The sequence below is a fragment of the Lysobacter sp. Root916 genome (assembly GCF_001429785.1).
Taxonomy (GTDB): Bacteria; Pseudomonadota; Gammaproteobacteria; order Xanthomonadales; family Xanthomonadaceae; genus Lysobacter.
In genome coordinates, this window is record NZ_LMJF01000001.1 from 358,588 (window position 1) to 375,287 (window position 16,700).

The 16,700-nt window shown below is 70.0% G+C and carries 11 protein-coding genes; 4 read left to right on the plus strand and 7 right to left on the minus strand.

Annotation, left to right across the window (positions count from 1 at the left end; genetic code table 11):
* Positions 1-11: 11 nt before the first annotated feature.
* From ASE35_RS01805 to mdoH, 4 genes are all read left to right on the plus strand, one after another.
* Positions 12-1,829 carry a hypothetical protein gene (locus tag ASE35_RS01805; protein WP_057162791.1) on the plus strand — a complete coding sequence of 606 codons (1,818 nt, stop codon included), beginning with the start codon at positions 12-14 and terminating at the stop codon, positions 1,827-1,829.
* Between the two features lie 82 nt (positions 1,830-1,911).
* Positions 1,912-4,077, plus strand: a complete 2,166-nt coding sequence (locus ASE35_RS01810; protein ID WP_157489214.1) for a prolyl oligopeptidase family serine peptidase — start codon at positions 1,912-1,914, stop codon at positions 4,075-4,077.
* Between the two features lie 474 nt (positions 4,078-4,551).
* Positions 4,552-6,072, plus strand: a complete 1,521-nt coding sequence (locus tag ASE35_RS01815) for a glucan biosynthesis protein G (RefSeq protein WP_056173252.1) — start codon at positions 4,552-4,554, stop codon at positions 6,070-6,072.
* Positions 6,069-7,973, plus strand: coding sequence for a glucans biosynthesis glucosyltransferase MdoH (gene mdoH / locus ASE35_RS01820; protein ID WP_057162794.1), 1,905 nt, complete (start codon positions 6,069-6,071; stop codon positions 7,971-7,973). The genes ASE35_RS01815 and mdoH overlap by 4 nt, the downstream gene beginning before the upstream one ends.
* A 48-nt stretch (positions 7,974-8,021) precedes the next feature.
* Here the strand turns inward: mdoH and ASE35_RS20925 are convergent, their stop codons facing one another.
* From ASE35_RS20925 to ASE35_RS01855, 7 genes are all read right to left on the minus strand, one after another.
* Positions 8,022-8,234, minus strand: a complete 213-nt coding sequence (locus ASE35_RS20925; protein ID WP_157489215.1) for a hypothetical protein — start codon at positions 8,232-8,234, stop codon at positions 8,022-8,024.
* A 240-nt stretch (positions 8,235-8,474) separates the two neighbouring features.
* A complete protein-coding gene (locus ASE35_RS01830) occupies positions 8,475-8,849 on the minus strand; it encodes a hypothetical protein (protein WP_057162798.1) in 375 nt (124 codons plus the stop codon).
* Between the two features lie 96 nt (positions 8,850-8,945).
* Positions 8,946-10,475 carry an exopolyphosphatase gene (gene ppx / locus ASE35_RS01835; RefSeq protein WP_057162800.1) on the minus strand — a complete coding sequence of 510 codons (1,530 nt, stop codon included), beginning with the start codon at positions 10,473-10,475 and terminating at the stop codon, positions 8,946-8,948.
* On the minus strand, positions 10,472-12,571 hold the full coding sequence (ppk1, locus tag ASE35_RS01840; RefSeq protein WP_056173265.1) for a polyphosphate kinase 1: 2,100 nt from the start codon (positions 12,569-12,571) through the stop codon (positions 10,472-10,474). Before ppk1 ends, ppx begins: the two co-directional genes overlap by 4 nt.
* A 40-nt stretch (positions 12,572-12,611) precedes the next feature.
* A complete protein-coding gene (gene phoR / locus ASE35_RS01845) occupies positions 12,612-13,961 on the minus strand; it encodes a phosphate regulon sensor histidine kinase PhoR (protein ID WP_056176400.1) in 1,350 nt (449 codons plus the stop codon).
* Positions 13,962-13,972: 11 nt separating this feature from the next.
* Positions 13,973-14,680: a phosphate regulon transcriptional regulator PhoB gene (gene phoB / locus ASE35_RS01850; protein WP_057162802.1), complete on the minus strand. Its 708-nt coding sequence runs from the start codon at positions 14,678-14,680 to the stop codon at positions 13,973-13,975.
* Positions 14,681-14,874: 194 nt separating this feature from the next.
* Complete coding sequence (locus tag ASE35_RS01855) at positions 14,875-16,518, minus strand: M48 family metalloprotease (RefSeq protein ID WP_057161318.1); 1,644 nt, start codon at positions 16,516-16,518, stop codon at positions 14,875-14,877.
* Between the last annotated feature and the right edge of the window lie 182 nt (positions 16,519-16,700).

Below are 16,700 nucleotides of genomic sequence, written 5' to 3' on the forward strand. Positions count from 1 at the left end.
GGGACTACGCCATGTGGGATTTGTTCAAGGCCGAACTGCTGCGCTTCCGCGCCTGGGCCATCGCTTACGCCGCCGTGCAACTGGTGGTGCTGGGCTTCATGAGCCGGGTCGTCGATCTGGCGCAGCAGTCCTACCTGGTCTACCAGGTCATCGGCATCGTCTACGCGGTCAGCGGCTTGCTGCTGGGCCTGTACCAGATGGGCGGCTACCGACGTCCGAACGCCTGGTTGAACCTGCTGCACCGGCCGCTGCCGCATGCGCGCGTGGCCTTGGCCCTGGTCGGCGCCGGCGCGCTGCTGCTGGCGATCGCGGTGCTGCTGCCGTTGCTGCTGGTCGCGGCCTGGCAGGAATTCATGACCGCGCGCGTACTCGATCTGCGTCACCTGCTGCTGGCCGCCTCCGGCCTGCTGCTGGCGCTGTGCGCCTATCTGGCCGGCGGCTACGCGATGCTGGCCGACAAGCGCTACGGCTGGTCCGCGCTGGTGCTGGTGTTCGGCTTGCTGATCGCGCGCGCCACCGGCCTGGGCGCGATCGCGCTGCAGCTGTACCTGCTGATCGTGTTGGCGGCGATGTTGCTGATCGCGTTCAAGCCCGACCTGAGCGCGCCGCCGCGCAACGCCGCCGCCGCCTTGCTCACCGCGATCCCGCTGCAGTTCGCGCTGTGGTTCGCGCTGGTGATCGTCGGCTTCGGCGTCGAGTTCGTATGGATCGCGCAAGGCTCGCATCCCAACAACATGGCGGTGGCGCCGCCGGGCGGCGAGAAGGAAGCCGAATTCTCCGAAGGCAGGGACCTGATGCGCATGGGCCTGGCCGGCAGTCGCGACCCGCAGGCCGAACTGTGGCGCGAGCAGGCCCTGATCTCGGAGATCTACGGCACCGGCCCCGGACTGCGCGGCTTGCCGCAACGCAACCAACTGACCAACCGCGAGCCGATGGAGTTCGACGACGAGACGCAGCGGCAGCGCTGGGTATTCAGCCACGACCGCATGCGTTTCGAGGGTTACAGCCTGGTCGACAAGCGCGCGGTCGGCAGCCTCGGCGTCGACGGCGACGCCGCCTTCCCGCAACCGGTGCAGCCCGGTCCCGAGGGCCTGTTGGTCGCGCGCGATGCGGTCTATCAGTACGACAGCGACGCGCGCCGCGTGTTGCCGCGCGCGCGGCTGCCGCGGGGCGAAGTTCTGACCGGCCTGGACAAGGTCGGCGACAGCGCGGTCCTGTTGAGCGATCGCGCGCTGTACTTCTACGACCTGCGCGAGCTGGACAACGACGACGGCGTGCTCAAGCCGCGCCAACGCGTGGCGCTGCCGGGACGCAGCGGCGATCTGGTGCGCATCGATCTGATGGAGCTGCTGGACGGCTATCTGGTCTCGTTCCTGTTTACCTACGCCTCGCACAACGCCGAGGGCGTCTTGCCCTACCAGCAGTTGCTGCGCGTGGACGACGCCGGCCGGACGACGCCGGTGGCGCGCCGACAGCTGAGCCTGGATTACCCGATCGCCTGGCGCTACCAGAACTGGTACACCTCGCCGCTGTTGTATCGCGCGCAGAAGGCGCTGCTGGCTCTGCACTCGGGCTATCTGCCCGAACGCGACATGGCGACGCCGCCAGCACCGCGCACGGCCCAGTGGATCGCCGGCGCCTTGTTGCTGCTGTCCGTGTTGGGGGCGCTATGGCGCCTGCCGCGCACCGCCTTGTCGCGGCCGGCGCGGATCGCCTGGCTGGCGGCCTGCGCGGCGCTCGGCCTGCCGGCGCTGATGAGTTTGTGGCTGATCTACCGGCCGCGCGAAACCCTGGACGAGTTGCCATCGGCGCAAGCGGCGATGGCCTAGGCCGTCGCTCGCCGAGCCAGCACCGACCGATCAAGAACATTCAACCGTGGGCCTGCCTAGGCGGGCCCCGCAGGAGAGGCCCATGAGCCCCAGTACGATCGCGCCGTCGGCGCGAACGCGCCCGCCTGCGCGTGCGCCTCACCCACCCTGGTGGCGCACCGTGCTGCGCGACGCGCTGATCATGGCGTTGCTGTGCGTGTGCGCACGCGCGCATGCCGACGAAGCCACGCAGCTGCGCGCGGCGGTCGCCATCGAGCGCGCACGCAGCCCGGCACCGAGCTACGCGCGCGCGGAGTTCCTGGCCCGCCCGGCGCTGCTGGGCGCCTGGCTGGCGCCGGACGGTCGCAACGTCGCCTACCTGCTCCAGGGCGAGCGCAACCGCGGCGTCTGGCTGCTGCCGACTGCGGGCGGCGCGCCGCGACGGTTGCTCGCGCACACCGAAGCCCAGACGCTGAGCTGGTCGCGCGACGGGCGCTGGTTATTCCTGCAGTCCGCGCAGCAGTTGTACGCGCTGGCCACGGCGGGGCAGCGCGGCTCTGGCGCGATCGCCAAGCTCGGCGGCCGCTGGGAACGCAGTTTCGAGGCGGTGGACCCGGCCCTGCCGGCCGCCGCGATCGTGTTGGAAAGCCCGCCACGGGTGTCGCGGCTGGCCAAGCGTTGGCGGCTGTACCGCGTCGACACGCAAGGCCGCCAGACCTTGCTGCACGAGTCCGTCCAGGAGATCGTCGACAGCACTTACGACAGCGACGGGCGCCTGCGCTATCTGACCCTGGTCGAAGGCGAGGGCTATGCGCTCTACCGCAAGGACGGCGCGCGCTTGCGCGTGGCGATGCGGTGCACGCGACTGCAGCGCTGTTCGCCCTTGGCCAGCGATGGCGTAGGCCTGTGGCTGAACACCACGGTCGGTCATGGCTATCTGCGGCTGGCGCGCCTGGGCGGCGACGGTGTCCTGCGCACCGTGCATGCCGATCCGCGCGGCGAAGCGGACCTGGATCAGGTCGTGCTGGATCCGCTCAGCGGACTACCGTTGATCGCCAGCTATCGCAGCACGGTGGCGGCCAACTACGGCCTTACCGCCGAGGCGCAACGCCGGGTCGCGGCGATCGAGCGCCGCTATCCGGGGCGCAACCTGCGCATCGAAGTCGGCAGCGGCGCCGGCGCGCGCTGGCTGGTGCACGAGCGCGCGGGCTCGCAGAAGGGCGAACGCCTGCATCTGTACGATCCCGCCGGCGCAAGCTTCCGCGAAATCCTCGCCGACGCCGGGTTCCGGCATGGCCGCCAGACGGTGGCGCGAATCCCGGAGTCCGCCTTGGCGCGCAAGATCGCCTTCGCCTACCGCGCCTCCGACGGCATGCGCCTGCACGGTTTCGTGTCGGTGCCGCCGGGCGTGGACGCCGCGCGCGCGCCCTTGGTGGCCAATGTGCACGGCGGTCCGTTCAATCTGACCCGGCCGGAGTTCAGCGCCCAGACCCAGTTGCTGGTCAATCGCGGCTATGTGGTGTTCGAGCCCAATTTCCGCGGTTCCACCGGCTACGGCCTGGACTACATGACCGCCGGCCGCGGCGACTTCGGCAACGGCCGCGTGCAGCGCGACATCGTCGAGGGCGTGCGCTATCTGCTCGCTCAGGGCATCGGCGACGGCGAGCGCGTCGGCATCGTCGGCGCTTCCTTCGGCGGTTACTCGGCCCTGCAGGGCGTGACCTTCCAGCCGGAGCTGTTCAAGGTCGCGGTGGCCGCGGTGCCGCCGGCGGACTTCGGCTGGGTGCTGCGCTGGTACGCGCGCAGCCAGGACCAGTTCGCGCGCGGCATTCCGATGTCGACCACCATGCGCCTGCTGGCGCTGGATCCGGCCGACGCCGCGATCGCCGAACGCCTGCGCGCGCAATCGCCGGTCGCCAACGCGCAACGCCTGCGCCACCCTGTGCTGCTTTTGGCCGGTGGCGACGACGAGCGCGTGCCGATCCGCAGCGTGCTGCATTACGCTGCTACGCTGCGCGCCCTGGACAAGGACGTGAGCCTGTTCGTGGACGCGCAGGGCGGCCATCAGCTGGTCGATCCGCGCACGCGCGAAGCCTATCTGTTCCTGCTGGAAAGCCTGATGCACCGTCGCCTCGGCGGCGCCGCGCCGCGCGCGCCGGATGCGCAGCTGCGCGCGCACCTGCGCAAGAACCTGCGCCTGGCCGGCTCCGATCTGGCCGAGCTGGGCGCCGCGACCGCCGCGTCAACCGCCGCCGCCGGCGCGCGTTGACGCCAGGTCGCCGATTTTTCGAACCGACGCGAAATCGTCTTGGTTCGTCCCCCAAACCCCAGCGCAAGCCGGGGTTTTTTTATATCTCGCCTTTGGGAAGGGTGGATCAACGGACGAGCGCCACATCCATGTCTCCCCCTTTGAAGAGGGGGGATTAAGAGGGATTCGCTCCGGCTCCGCAGCACAGCCACGCCAGCACCGCCTCAAAACCAACAAGCGCCACGCCCATATCTCCCCCTTTGAAAAAGGGGGATTAAGGGGGATTTGCTCTAGGCTCCGCGGCGCGCCCACGCCAGCACGTGTTCAGAACGAACCACCGCCATGCCTGCGTTGCTCTTGCGCGCCGCCGCGCATCCTGTAAACGATTACTTGCAATCGAAGGCACATTTCGAGGCTGAAACCCGCCACAAATCGCGGTGGCCTTAACAACTCACTCCCTACAATCGCGCCCAGACGCTATTGGAAGGAGCGCGCATGCGCCGAAGAGAAGTGATCCTGGCCGGATTGTCGTGGCCCGTGCTGGGCCTGTGGGGCGCGAACGCGCTGGCGGCCGAACCCGCCGCGACGCCCGCCGCCGCATTCGGCGAGGACACCGTGCCGGCGCTCGCGCGCGCCCTGGCCGCGCAGCCGTTCAAACCGCAGTCCAAGCAGCTGCCGGCCTCGCTGGAGAAGATCGGTTACGACCAGTACCGCGGCATCCGCTACAACCCCGATCAGGCGCTATGGCGCGGTCTGGGGCTGCCGTTCCAAGCCCAGTTCTTCCATCGCGGCTTTTTCTTCCGCGACCGCGTCGACGTGTACGAGGTCGAGAACGGCCGCGCCCAGCCGGTGATCTATAAGCCCTCGCAGTTCCGCTTCGAGGGCGTGAGCGCGCCCAGCGAGAACGATCTGGGCTACGCCGGTTTCCGCCTGCACGCGCCGCTCAACCGGCCCGAGTATTTCGACGAAGTCTGCGCCTTCCTCGGCGCCAGCTACTTCCGCGCGGTCGCCAAGGGCCAGGCCTACGGCTTGTCCGCGCGCGGCCTGGCGATCAAGACCGCCGATCCGGCCGGTGAGGAATTTCCGGTATTCCGCGCGTTCTGGCTGGAGCGGCCGGCGCGCGAGGCGCGTCGCGCGGTGGTGCACGCGCTGATGGACAGCCCCAGCGCCGCGGCCGCATTCCGCTTCGAGATCGTGCCCGGTGTCGAGACCGTGTTCGACGTGAGCATGCGCCTGTACCCGCGCGTGAGCCTGGACCGCGCCGGCATCGCGCCGCTGACCAGCATGTACCAGTTCGACGCCAACGACCGCAACGGCATCGACGACTACCGCCCCGCCGTGCACGACTCCGACGGCCTGGCCTTGATCAACGGCCGCGGCGAACAGATCTGGCGCCCGCTGCACAATCCCGCGGTACTGCAGGAAAGCGCGTTCGAGGACCGTGCGCCGCGCGGCTTCGGCCTGATGCAACGCAAGCGCGAGTTCGCCGACTACGCCGACAGCGAAGCCCACTACGAGCGCCGGCCCAGCCTGTGGGTGGAGCCGGTCGGCGATTGGGGCGAGGGCAGCGTGCGCCTGATCGAGATTCCGACCGCGGACGAATTCCACGACAACATCGTCGCCTACTGGCGCCCGACGCAGGCCCTGGCGCCCGGGCGCGAGCACCGTTTCGATTACCGCCTGCATTGGTGCGACCGCCACGAATGGCTGCCGCAGCTGGCAACGGTTACCGGCACGCGCATCGGCGCGGGCGGCAAAGGCGCGCGCCGGATCGTGATCGATCTGGCCGGCGGCGCGCTGGCGCGATTGCCGGCCGGCAGCGAACCGCGCGCGGTGGTGTCCGCGTCCAAGGGCCGGGTCGCCAACGTGGTCGCGCACGCGATGCCGGCGCCCGGCAGCTGGCGCGTGGCCTTCGAGCTCGAACCGGGCCAGGAGCGCAGCGTCGAGCTGCGCATGCGCCTGGAAGACGCGCGCGGCGCCTTGTCCGAAATCTGGCTTTACCGTTGGACCGCATGAGCACGACGGGCATGCACGCGAGCGTCGCCGACGTCGCCCCCATCCTGCCGCCGGAAACGCCGCTGGAGATGCCGATCCAGTCGCTGGGCGAGGGCGCGCTGGCCAATCCGCGCCTGCCGACCGAACCGCGCGGCATGGCCTGGCGGCGCGCCTACATCGTCGGCGGCTCGGCGCTGCTGACCCTGATCGCGGCCTACCAGATCTGGTGGGTGCTGCGCGGCAACGGCATCAACGTGCTCGAGGCGCTGCTGCTGGTGCTGTTCGTGGCCTTGTTCGCCTGGATCGCGCTGGCCTTCTTCAGCGCCCTGGCCGGCTTCGTCCAGATCGTCTCGCGCCGGCGCGCGCGCCTGGGCCTGGGCGACGGTGGCGCCTTGCCCGAACCGGGCGTGCGCACCGCGCTGCTGATGCCGACCTACAACGAGGATCCGCAGCGGCTGATGGCCGGCCTGCAGGCGATCTACGAATCGGTGGCGGCGACCGGCCATCTGGACCGCTTCGATTTCTTCGTGCTCAGCGACACCACCCGCGAGCCGATCGCACAGGCCGAGCGCGAGGCCTTCGCGGCCCTGCGCGAACGCACCGGCGGGCACGCGCGCCTGTACTACCGGCGTCGCGACGACAACGCCGAGCGCAAGGCCGGCAACATCGCCGAATGGGTGCGCCGCTACGGCGGCGCCTATCCGCAGATGCTGATCCTGGACGCCGACAGCCTGATGACGGGCGAGGTGATCGTGCGTCTGGCGGTGGCGATGCAGGGCCATCCCGACGTCGCCCTGATCCAGACCCTGCCGATGATCGTCAACGGCAACACCCTGTTCGCGCGCATGCAGCAGTTCGCCGGACGCGTGTACGGGCCGGTGATCGCGCACGGCGTGGCCTGGTGGCACGGCGCCGAGAGCAACTACTGGGGCCACAACGCGATCATCCGCACCGCCGCTTTCGCCGCCCACGCCGGCCTGCCCGAACTGCGCGGCTATCGGCCGTTCGGCGGCACCGTGCTCAGTCACGATTTCGTCGAGGCCGCGTTGCTGCGGCGCGGCGGCTGGGCCCTGCACATGGTGCCGGGACTGGCCGGCAGCTACGAGGAGGGCCCGCCCTCGCTGACCGACATGCTGGTGCGCGACCGCCGCTGGTGCCAGGGCAACCTGCAGCACTCGGCGGTGCTGCCGGCCAAGGGCCTGCACTGGGTGAGTCGCTGGCACCTGCTGATCGGCATCGGCCATTACTTCACCGCGCCTATGTGGGCGATGCTGATGCTGATCGGCCTGGCGATTCCGCTGGAGCGCGCCGGTTTCGTCTGGGGCACGCTTTCGCTGCCGGGCTTCTCGCCCACCCGCTACTGGCGCGAGCAGGATCCCGAGCGCTTCACCTGGGTGTTCGTGGCGACCATGGCGGTGCTGCTGGCGCCCAAGCTCATGGGCTATCTGGCCTCGATGACCGACGGCGCGACCCGGCGCGGTTGCGGCGGCGCCGTGCGAGCGCTGCTGAGCATGCTGCTGGAAACCCTGCTGGCCGCACTGATGGCGCCGGTGACCATGTACGTGCAATCGCGCGGCATCGCCGAGGTGCTGGCGGGCAAGGATTCGGGCTGGGAATCGCAGCGCCGCGACGACGGCACCTTGCCGCTGTCGGGGCTGGTGCGCAGTTACGGCGGCTCGACCCTGCTGGGCGTGCTGGCGCTGGGCATGTCCTATGCGGTGTCGCCGTCGCTGGCGGCGTGGATGTCGCCGGTCATCGCCGGCTTGCTGTTGGCGATCCCGATCGTGGCCCTGACCTCGGCGCGCGCGCCGGGGCGCTGGTTGCGTCGCGTCGGCATCTTCCGCACGCCCGAGGAGATCGCGCCGCCGCAGGTGCTCAAGCGCGCCGCGGAATTGCGCAAGGCGATAGCGCCGCAGGCCTGAGTCGCGGACGGCGCGCCGCTGCGGCGGCGCGCGGCCGCGCCGCGGGACTCAGGACTTGCAGTCGGTGCTGTCCCCTACCGCCATCGTCGAGCGTTCGTAGCCGGCCTTGCGGATCGTCGCGTACGCCTGCGATACCTGCTCGAACTGAGCGCCGTGCGCGCACAGGATCACCTGGGTGGTCGCGGCGGGCCCCAGCGTTTTCATCGCGGCCGCCAAGTCGATCGTTGCATCCGTGCCGCGAAAGCGGCCGTCGGCCAGCATGTGCAAGGTCTGTGTTTTCAGCGCAGGCCGTGGCGCGCTAGCGGTCGGAAGCTTCACTTCGACCTGGCCGTCGCCGCAGCCGGTCAGCGCGACGGCGCAGCCCAGCAGCGCGAGGGCGAAAACGCGAGAGTATCGATTGGACACCCGGATCCCCGATTCGTTGAGCTCGTCGCGATCCTGTCATCCGGACTTGGGCCCGCGCAAGCGCGCGGTCGGGCCGGTCTGCGCGCTGTGGCGCCGTTAGCCGCAATCCGCGCCGCCGCCCTTGAGGGTGATGCGTTCGTAGCCGCCGGCTTTGAGCGTGCGCAGAGCGAAGGTGATGTAGCGGTAGTCGATGTCGGCCTTGCAGCCTTGCAGGATCACTTCGGTGGTCGCGGCCGGGCCCAGCGCGCGGATCGCCAGCGGCAGTTCGACCGGGCCCTGCGGGCTGTACACGCGGCCGTCGTCGAGCAGGAGCAGGGTGCGGCTGGCGGTCGCCCCGTCCGCAGCCGGTGCGATGGTCTTGGACGGATCGGCGTCGCCGACTTTCTGTTGAGCGTCGCAGGCGCCCAGCGCGGAAGCGACGAACATCAGCGTGCCCCAAGCCAGGGCGGAACGAAGGCGGGAAGGCTGCATGGTCGGATCCGGGGGGCGCTGACGGTCGGCATCATCGGCGAGCGCCGCCGCGCACGCAATCGCGCGCGCGTGATCGCGTTCGCAATACCGATAGCCTCAGGCCGCCAGCAGCTTCAGCGCGATGCCCAGCCCGGCCGCGTCCTGCGGCTCGCCCTCGAGGTCGGCGCGCACCAGCGGGCGCGAATCCAGCCAGCGCTTGGACACGGTCAGGGTCAGGGTGTTGCCCTCGGCGTGGGCGTCCAGCTGCGGGATCGGATCGCCCTCGTGGGCACGGTGCAGCAGCACCGCCAGACGCAGCAGCGCGGCGCTGCGGCGTGCCGGGGCCAACAGGCGATCGGGCAGGGCGTCGAAGGCGCTCTTGGGAATGCCGCGGCGATGCGTGCGCATCAGCGCGGCCAGGAACTGCTGCTGCTGGCGCGAGAAGCCGGAGATGTCGGAGTGCTCGACCACGTAGGCGCCGTGCACGTGGTACTGGCTGTGCGCCAGCGCCAGGCCGAGCTCGTGCAGGCGGGCGGCGCGTTGCAGCATCAGGCGGTCGTCCGGGTCCAGCGCCCAGGCGCCCGCGACCTGATCGAACAGGCGCAGCATGGTCGCCTCCACGCGCGCGGCCTGGCCCTCGTCGATGCCGTAGCGCTGCATCAGCGCGGCCACCGAAGCGTCGCGCGGATCGTCGGCGCCGCCGCGGCCGAGCATGTCGTAGAGCACGCCTTCGCGCATCGCCGCCTTGCTCACCGCCATCCGGCTCAGGCCCAGGGCGTTGAACGCCGCTTCCAGCACCAGGATGCCGCCGGCGATCACCGGGCGGCGGTCGGCGGACAGGCCGGGCAGGTCGATCAGCTCGATGCGTTCGGCCTGCAGCAGACGGTCGCGCACTTGCGGCAGGGCCTCGGCGGTGACCGCGCCCTTGGTCAGCTTCATCGCCGCGCAAATTTCGCCGATCGCTTTGTTGGTGCCCGACGAGCCCAGCGCTTCCTGCCAGCCCAGCGCGCGGTAGGTGCCGGCGAACTGCTGGAACTCGGCGGTGACTTCGGTCAGCGCGTCGCGCCACTTCTTCTTCGACAGCTTGCCGTTCTCGAAGAAGCGGCGGGTGGTGGCGATGCAGCCCAGCTGCAGGCTTTCGCGTTCGATCGCCTCGAAGCCGCTGCCGATGATGCACTCGGTGGAGCCGCCGCCGATGTCGATCACCAGGCGCAGCTCGCCGGGCTTGGACGGCTGGGCGTGGGCGACGCCGAGGTAGATCAGGCGCGCCTCTTCGCGGCCGGCCACCACTTCGATGGCGTGGCCCAGCGCGGTTTCGGCCGGCATCAGGAAGCTTTGCGGCGCGGCCAGGCGGCGCACGGTGTTGGTGGCGATCGCGCGCACCCGTTGCGGCGGCACGTCGCGGATGCGCTGGCCGAAGCGCGACAGGCATTCCAGCGCGCGCTGGCGCACTTCCGGGGCCAGGCCGCCCTTGCGGTCCAGGCCCTCGGCCATGCGCACGGTCTCGCGCAGCCGATCGACGATGCGCAGCTGGCCCAGCACGTAACGCGCGACCACCATGTGGAAACTGTTCGACCCCAGGTCGACGGCGGCGAGTAGGTCGCCGTCCTGGAGCGGCAGGGCGGTGGTCGGGTAGGCGTCGTTCATCCGCAGATTTTCGCCAATAAAGTGGCTTGTGCGGAATGGGGCATGGCGTCGCCTTGCGGCACGACCCGCTCGTACTCGCCGTCGGCGCGCAGTTCCCAGGCGCTGAGGTTGTCGGCGAGGTAGTTGCTCAGGGCTTCGTCGTAAACGCGCTCGGCCAGGGCCGGGTCGAGGATGGGGAAGCCGGTCTCGACGCGGCGCAGCAGGTTGCGTTCCAGCCAGTCGGCGCTGGAGCAGAACAGGTCGGGTTCGCCGTCGTTGCCGAACCAGTAGACGCGGTGGTGTTCGAGGAAGCGCCCGACGATGGAGCGCACTCGGATGTTGTCGGATACCCCGGGCACGCCCGGGCGCAGGGTGCAGGCGCCGCGCACGATCAGGTCGATCTGCACGCCGGCCTGCGAGGCCTGGTAGAGCGCGCGGATCACCTGCGGCTCGTTGAGGGCGTTCATCTTGGCGACGATGCGCGCGGGGCGGCCGGCGCGCGCGTGCTTGGTCTCGCGGTCGATGCGCTTGAGCACGCCCGCGTGCAGGGTGAACGGCGATTGCAGCAGGCGCTTGAGCTTCAGCGACGGCGCCAGGCCGGACAGCTGCTGGAAGATCAGGTGGACGTCGTTGCCGATGTCCGGGTCGGCGGTGATCAGGCCGAAGTCGGTGTAGGCGCGCGCGGTGCCGCTGTGATAGTTGCCGGTGCCCAGGTGCACGTAGCGGCGCAGCTTGCGGCCCTCGCGGCGCACGATCAGCAGCATCTTGGCGTGGGTCTTGTAGCCGACCACGCCGTACACCACCTGCACGCCGGCTTCCTGCAGACGATCGGCCAGGCCCAGATTGGCCTCTTCGTCGAAGCGCGCGCGCAGCTCGACCACCACGGTGACGTCCTTGCCGTTGCGCGCGGCCTGGACCAGCTGCTCGACGATGGGCGAGTCCTTGCCGGCGCGGTACAGGGTCTGCTTGATGGCCAGCACGTTCGGGTCTTCGGCGGCCTGGCGGATCAGCTCCAGCACGGGCGTGAACGCGTCGAAGGGATGGTGCAGCAGCACGTCGCCGTTGCCGACCTTCTCGAACATGCTCTCCACGCCGGGCAACTGGCGCTGCTGGTAGGGCGGGAACTTGAGCTCGGGGCGCTGCACCAGATCGTAGACCTGGATCACGCGATTGAGGTTGACCGGGCCGTTGATGCGGTACACCGCGTTCTCGGGCAGATCGAAGTTCTCCAGCAGGCTGCGCACGATCGGCTTCGGGCACTGCTCGGCGATCTCCAGGCGCACCGCGCGCAGGTAGCCGCGGCCGACCAGCTCGTCGCGCAGGGCCAGGGCGATGTTGTCGACCTCTTCCTCGTCCACCAGCAGCTCGGAGTTGCGGGTCACGCGGAACTGGTAGGCGCCCTTGACGTCCATGCCCGGGAACAGCTCGTCGACGAAGGTCGACAGCACCGAGGACAGGAACACGAAGTCGTGCTTGCCGCCGGAGACGTTCTCCGGCATCTGGATGATGCGCGGCAGCGAGCGCGGCGCGCGCACGATGGCGAGGTTGCCGGCGCGTCCGAACGCGTCCTTGCCTTCCAGCACCACCACGATGTTGAGCGACTTGTTGAGGATCTTCGGGAACGGGTGCGCCGGGTCCAGGCCCAGCGGCGACAGCACCGGCATGACTTCCTCGCGGAAGTAGTTGCGCAGCCAGCGGGTCTGGGCGGCGTTCCAGGAGTCGCGGCCGAGCACGCGCACGCCGGCGTCGCGCAGGGCCGGGCGCACCACCTCGTTCCAGCACTCGTACTGGGCCTTGACCAACTCGGCGGCGCGGTCGTGGATGCGCGACAGCACGGTCGCCGGCGGCAGGCCGTCGGCGCCGGGGATCAGGCCCAGGTCCTGGGCGTGGCGCAGGGTGCCGGCGCGGATCTCGAAGAACTCGTCGAGGTTGGTGCAGGAGATGCACAAGTACTTCAGGCGCTCCAGCAGCGGCACCTGCGGATCCTGCGCCTGCGCCAGCACGCGGAAGTTGAAGTCCAGCTGCGACAGCTCGCGATTGAAGTACAGGCTGTGATCGCGCAGCGGATCGCCGTCGTGATTGGCGTCGGGCGGCGCGGTGGTGAGGGCGGCGTTCATGGCGGACTCGAGGTTCACGGGTGGGGCGCGCTGGGAAAGATCAGGGCAGGGCGTCGGGCAGGGTATCGAGATAGGCGAGGTCGCGGCTGCGCACGCGGTCGACGCCGAAGTGGCAGGCGAAGTTGCTGCCGCGGCCGACGTCGCTGGCGATCTCCAGGCGCGCCTGGTGCAGGTTGAGCACGTGTTTGACGATGGACAGGCCCAGCCCGGTGCCGCCGCTTTCGCGCGAGCGGCTGGTGGACACGCGGTAGAAGCGTTCGGTGATGCGCGGCAGGTGCGCGGCCGGGATGCCGTAGCCGCTGTCGATCACTTCCAGCACCACCCCGCGTCCCATGCCCTGGTCCTCGGGGCGGAAGCGGATGCGGATCGAACCGCCGGCCGGGGTGTAGCGGATCGCGTTGCTGACCAGGTTGGAGAAGGCGCTGTGCAGTTCCTTGTTGGAGCCCCACAGATCGACCCCGGCCAGGTCCTCCATCGCGATCTCGTGGCGGCCCTGGCTCAGCGCCATCGCCTCGCGCTTGAGCGTGGACAGCATCGACGACATCGACACGGTCTCTTCGGCCGGCAGGCTGTCCTGCGACTCCAGCCGCGACAGCATCAGCAGGTCCTCGACCAACTGGGTCATGCGCTGCGACTGGCGCTGCATCTCGGCCAGCATCGGCGCCCAGTCCGGGTGTTCGCTGGGGTCCAGCATGTCCAGGTAGCCGTGCACCACGGTCAGCGGCGTGCGCAGTTCGTGGGAGACGTTGGCGACGAAATCGCGGCGCATCTGCTCCAGCTGCAGCAGGCGGCTGACATCGCGCGCCACCAGCAGCCACAGGTTTTCCGAATAGGGGATCAGGCGCAGGCTCAGGGTCGCGGCCGGATTCCACGGCGAGGCCGCCTCCAGCGGTTCGGCGTTACGGCCCGCGGCCAGCCAATGCGCCAGTTGCAGCGGCTGCAGCTTCTGCGACAGCGAGCCGCCGATATCGCGCGGGTAGCGCAGGCCGAGCAGGCCGTTGGCGGCTTCGTTGAACCACTGGATGCGCTGGCTGTTGCGCTCCACCACCACGATCGCGTCGGGCAGCGCGGCGGCGGCGGCGCGGTAGGCGCGCAGCATTTCGATCAGGCGCCGCTTGCGCCCGCGCATCTCGGCCTGGCTGCGGTGCAGCAGGCGGTCGAGTTCGTTCCAGATGCCTTCGCCCAGCGGCGGGGTCAGGCGCTGGCGCGCGGTCAGCCGGATCAGCACGCTGCGCAGGCGCCAGTAATGCCAGGCGACCACGCCCAGCGCGGCCAGGGTCACGACCGGCCAGGGCTGGCCGATCAGCAGCCCGACCACGGCCGCGGCGACCAGGATCAGCAGCAGCTGTCCCAGGGTGCGGAACCAGGCGGATCGGGCGCGGGGTGGCATACCCGCCAAGCTTACGCGGCGAGTGAGGCAGAAAAACGATAACCGGCGCCGCGTACCGTCTGGACCATGCCGTCGAGGCGGTGCGGTTCCAGGGTTTTGCGCAGGCGGCGGATATGCACGTCGACCGTGCGCTCTTCCACGTAGACGCTGCCGCCCCAGACGTGGTCGAGCAGCTGGGTGCGCGAATACACGCGCTCCGGATGGGTCATGAAGAAGTGCAGCAGGCGGTACTCGGTGGGGCCGATCTGCACCGCCTGGTCGCCGCCGCCGCCCTGGGCGAACACGCGGTGGGCGGCGCCGTCGATGCGCAGCGGGCCGATGCCGACGCTGCCGTCCTCGTCGTCCTCGCGCGAGCGCCGCAGCACGGCGCGGATGCGCGCCAGCAGTTCGCGCGCCGAGAACGGCTTGACCACGTAGTCGTCGACGCCGGCTTCGAGGCCGCCGACGCGGTCGTTTTCTTCGCCGCGCGCGGTCAGCATGATGATCGGGATCTCGCGGGTCAGCGATTCCTTGCGCCAGCGCCGGGCCAGCTCCAGGCCGCTGGTGCCGGGCAGCATCCAGTCCAGCAGGATCAGGTCGGGGACGCGGTCGGCGATCGCCGCCTGGGCCTCGCGCGCGTCGCCGGCATGGATGGGGTCGTACTCGCCCTTGCGCAGGGCGAAGGACACCATGTCGCGGATGGCGGGTTCGTCTTCGACTATGAGAATGCGCTTCTGCACGCGGTCACCGGGGGAGTGGAGGCGGGGCTTGGAACAGCCGCTGCAAGCAGGGCTGCCTGAGACCGCGCCAGTACACTACCGTTTTGTGACGTCCGCGTGACACTGTCTTAAAGGCCGGGATTCAAGATTCGGGATTTGGGATTTGGTGGGCAAATCGTCACGGCCGGCGGTTGCGAATCCCGAATCCAGGCGCGTCAGCGCCGACGCAGGTCCTCGTCCTTCACGCCCTGGCGCCGCAGCTCCAGCACGGTCGGGGTGATCGCGGCGATGCGCGCCTCGATGCGGGCGCGGGCGTAGTAATCCAGCTCGGGGCGCTTCTTGAGCGTGTTCAGCTGGACCAGGGCCTGCTCCGGGCGTCCGCCCAGGTAGGCGGCTTCCGCGTAGGCTTCGCCGGCACGGACCGGGTCGCCCGCGATCTCACAGGCGCGTGCGAACGCCTGCTGGAACAGGGCGTCCTCGCTGGCGCTGCCCAGTAGCGGGCGCAGCACGGCCTGGGCGCGCTTGCCGGATTCCAGCGTGTTGCGCTCCGACAGGGTGCGCGCATAGGTCAGGGCGACGGCGCGGTTGTTGGGCATCTGCCGCAGCAGGGATTCGAAGCGGGCGTCGGCGGAGGCGACCTTGCCGCTCTGCGCCTCGGCCTCGCTCAGGGCCAGGCTCAGCCACAGGTGGCCGGGGTACTTGTCCAGCAGCTCGGCGAACACCGGCGCCGCGGCGCCGGCCTGGTTGGCGCGCATGCGCGCCACCGCCAGCCCGTAGCGCTGGGCCTCGTCGAGCTTGGCGCCCTTGCCCAGACGCTCGTACTCGGCGATCGCGTCGCGCGCCGACTCGGCGCTGAGCACGCGCATGCGCTCGCGCGCGAATTCGAACAGGCCGGTGTCGCCGCCCGACAGCGCATAGCCTTGCAGGCGCAACGCACTGGGCAGCAGCGGGTTGTCCAACCCGCGCGCGTCGCCGGGCAGGCTGTAGCCGTTCTTGGGAATGCGCTCGCTGCGGGTCGCGTTCGGGGTCGAAGTGGTCGCGATCACCGTGCTTTGCGCGATCTGCTCGGCGCGCGCCTTGGCCTCGCTGATGCGGGTGGTGGTGACCGGGTGGGTCAGCAGGTAGTCGGGGGTGGGGCCGAAGTAGCCGGCTTTGTTGCTGCGCGACTTGGCCTGCATCTTGGCGAAGAAATCGGCCATCGCGGTCGGGTCGTACTGGCTGCGCGACAGGGTCTGGATGCCCAGGCGGTCGGCCTCGGACTCGTTGGAACGGGTGTAGTCGATCTGGCGCTGCTGCATCAGGCCCATCGCCGACACCATCGCCGCCTGGGCGGCGTCGTCGGCGGAGTTTCCGCCGGCGGCCTGGGCGGCGACGATCGCGCCCAGCATCGCCAGCAGGATCGGCAATTGGTCGCGCTGGGCGCGTTCGACCCCGCGCAGCACGTGCTGCTGGGTGACGTGGGCGATTTCGTGCGAGAGCACCGCGGCCACCTCGTCCTCGCGCTCGGCCGCCAGCACCAGGCCGACGTTGACGCCGATGTAGCCGCCCAGGGTGGCGAAGGCGTTGATCTGGCGCTGGCGCATCACGAAGAAGGTGAAGGGCTGGCGCGGGCGGTCGCTGCTGGCAGCCAGGCGGGTGCCCAGGGTGTCCAGCCAGCTGTTGATCAGCGGGTCTTCCAGCAGATAGTCGTAGTGGCGCAACTGGGCCAGCATCATCGCGCCGTACTCGCGCTCCTGGGCCGGGGTCAGCAGTTCGCCCGCGGACGAGCCGATGTCGGGCAGGCTCGATTCCTGGGCCGGCGCGCAGAGGCTGGCGACGGCGAGGGTGATGGCGGCGGAAAGCAGGGCGATGCGGCGCAAGCGGGTGTTCCTCGGTCGCGGGGTGGTCGCGGGCGGCAAGTGCACGTTCGCACGGCAGAATGCGGCCCGCCACGTCCGGCGGTGTGAATCATCCATTAATTCGCTACCGTCCGAGGGCGCATGGAGGGGGCGGTGGACGACAGCGTTCCGCAGGCGCGCTTTAATGGCGCACCCTGCGGGCC

Excerpts from the sequence above, each read along its gene's own strand:
- ASE35_RS20925 (WP_157489215.1), bottom strand. The coding sequence starts at position 8,234 with ATGCTGGCCGACGGCCGCTTTCGCGGCACGGATGCAACGATCGACTTG.
- mdoH (WP_057162794.1), top strand. The coding sequence starts at position 6,069 with ATGAGCACGACGGGCATGCACGCGAGCGTCGCCGACGTCGCCCCCATC.
- ASE35_RS01830 (WP_057162798.1), bottom strand. The coding sequence starts at position 8,849 with ATGCAGCCTTCCCGCCTTCGTTCCGCCCTGGCTTGGGGCACGCTGATG.
- phoR (WP_056176400.1), bottom strand. The coding sequence starts at position 13,961 with ATGCCACCCCGCGCCCGATCCGCCTGGTTCCGCACCCTGGGACAGCTG.
- ppx (WP_057162800.1), bottom strand. The coding sequence starts at position 10,475 with ATGAACGACGCCTACCCGACCACCGCCCTGCCGCTCCAGGACGGCGAC.
- ppk1 (WP_056173265.1), bottom strand. The coding sequence starts at position 12,571 with ATGAACGCCGCCCTCACCACCGCGCCGCCCGACGCCAATCACGACGGC.
- ASE35_RS01805 (WP_057162791.1), top strand. The coding sequence starts at position 12 with ATGTGGGATTTGTTCAAGGCCGAACTGCTGCGCTTCCGCGCCTGGGCC.
- ASE35_RS01810 (WP_157489214.1), top strand. The coding sequence starts at position 1,912 with ATGAGCCCCAGTACGATCGCGCCGTCGGCGCGAACGCGCCCGCCTGCG.
- ASE35_RS01815 (WP_056173252.1), top strand. The coding sequence starts at position 4,552 with ATGCGCCGAAGAGAAGTGATCCTGGCCGGATTGTCGTGGCCCGTGCTG.